Source organism: Aquabacterium sp. (genome assembly GCF_004297345.1).
Classification (GTDB): domain Bacteria; phylum Pseudomonadota; class Gammaproteobacteria; order Burkholderiales; family Burkholderiaceae_C; genus Aquabacterium.
This window is the reverse complement of sequence record NZ_SCTN01000296.1, coordinates 1-1,462: the sequence shown is the minus strand read 5'-3', so window position 1 is coordinate 1,462 and position 1,462 is coordinate 1. Positions and strand designations below refer to the sequence as shown.

Genomic DNA, 1,462 nt, shown 5'->3' with positions numbered 1-1,462 from the left:
ACTACGCGAACGCCGCGATGACATCCCTTTGATGGTCTCGCACTTTCTGGCCAGGTTCAACAAGGAAAATGGCCGCAGTGTGAAGGTCACACCCAAGGCCATGCGGGTACTGACCAGCTGCTACTGGCCTGGCAACGTGCGCGAACTGGAGAACTGCGTTGAACGCACAGCCACGATGGCCATGAGCGACGACCTCACCGATCTGAGTTTCCCCTGTCATGACAACCGCTGCCTGACACAGGTGCTTCACTACATTGAACGGGAAGATGCCGTTCGGCCGGGCAAACCTGTCCCCATCCCTGTGACGGAAGTGCCTGGCAAGGCCCCCACCAAGGCCGATCCTTTCGGTGATGCAGATGACATGAGCGACATGTCATCGGCAGCGCACACAGACAGCGATAAGCCACAGGGCGAACGCGAACGGCTGATCTGGGCGATGGAGAAATGCGGCTGGGTTCAAGCCAAGGCGGCTCGCCTGCTCAACATCACGCCTCGTCAGATGGGCTATGCGCTTCAAAAATATGACATCGAGGTGCGCCGCTTCTAAGCCCAGGCCCGTTCAATAGGGCGCAAAGCATTTCGGCTGATCCTCGCAATCTGCACAATGAGGTGACTTGCAGATCAGGATGTCTGCACGCTCGCACAGCGTGCGATAGAAGAACTTCTTCCAGCGCATGTTGTGGGTGTTCAAGGCCTTCAAGCTGGTGAAGTGCTCCTGCATCAGGGCCTGCAACTGATCACGGCTCGCCAGCCCCAGGTCTTCCCACAGGTGACGAGACCCCATGGACGCCACGGCAAGCGCCCTGGCCAGATGCTCGGACAGGATGCCGGGATGGGTGGCGTGCTCCCGCAGCAAAGCGACCAGATCGTTCACCTCCTCATCCAGGGAGACTGCCGCCCCCATGGCAGGCAACCACGTCGTGAGGCCCGACTGGTCGAGGCGGTACGCAACAGCGTTGTCAGGCGTTTGCATGATGTCTGAACTCCTTTGCAGGCTCAGACAACGCGCAAATGCCATGCCAACCGCCGAGCACTGACGCGAGACATCACGCGCCCCCGAAACCGCTGTCGACTTTGTCACAGACCAGACAGCCCTCGCGACAAAGCCCTGTACCAAAGCCTCCACAAGGCTGCCGGACAGACCATACCCCGCTGCTAAGTACTTGATTTTCCTTGCTCTTCAAGGTGGCATGAATTTAGCAAAAGGCCCTTCAGCTCAGGCCCATATTGGCCGACTCACGGGGAAACATGATCATGGACGCATCGGCATCACTGGCCTCCAAGGCCTTCATCGGCATCGGGCAGATTCGCCCGCTGGGTTCAGATATCCCTGAGCCAGGAGGCGGCTGCGGCACATCTGGCGGCGAAGGCAAGGCGAGCTGCGGTTCTTCAGGTGGACCTGAAGACATGCCCGCCGAGATCTGGGAAAAGGTCAAGAACCATCCCTGCTATTCGGAAGAAG

At 59.0% G+C, this 1,462-nt stretch carries 2 protein-coding genes and 1 pseudogene; 2 read left to right on the top strand and 1 reads right to left on the bottom strand.

Going from position 1 to position 1,462, the window contains the following annotated elements:
- A partial coding sequence (locus tag EPO09_RS10490; RefSeq protein WP_290642847.1) for a helix-turn-helix domain-containing protein occupies nucleotides 1–547 on the top strand: 547 nt, incomplete at its 5' end.
- A 12-nt stretch (nucleotides 548–559) separates the two neighbouring features.
- Here EPO09_RS10490 and EPO09_RS10485 read toward each other — a convergent pair.
- On the bottom strand, nucleotides 560–973 hold the full coding sequence (locus EPO09_RS10485; protein WP_290642845.1) for a nitrogen fixation protein NifQ: 414 nt from the start codon (nucleotides 971–973) through the stop codon (nucleotides 560–562).
- 281 nt (nucleotides 974–1,254) lie between these two features.
- Between EPO09_RS10485 and EPO09_RS10480 the strand changes: the two are divergent.
- A pseudogene (locus tag EPO09_RS10480) lies at nucleotides 1,255–1,462 on the top strand (nitrogenase cofactor biosynthesis protein NifB); the annotation flags it as partial.

Excerpts from the sequence above, each read along its gene's own strand:
- EPO09_RS10485 (WP_290642845.1), bottom strand. The coding sequence starts at position 973 with ATGCAAACGCCTGACAACGCTGTTGCGTACCGCCTCGACCAGTCGGGC.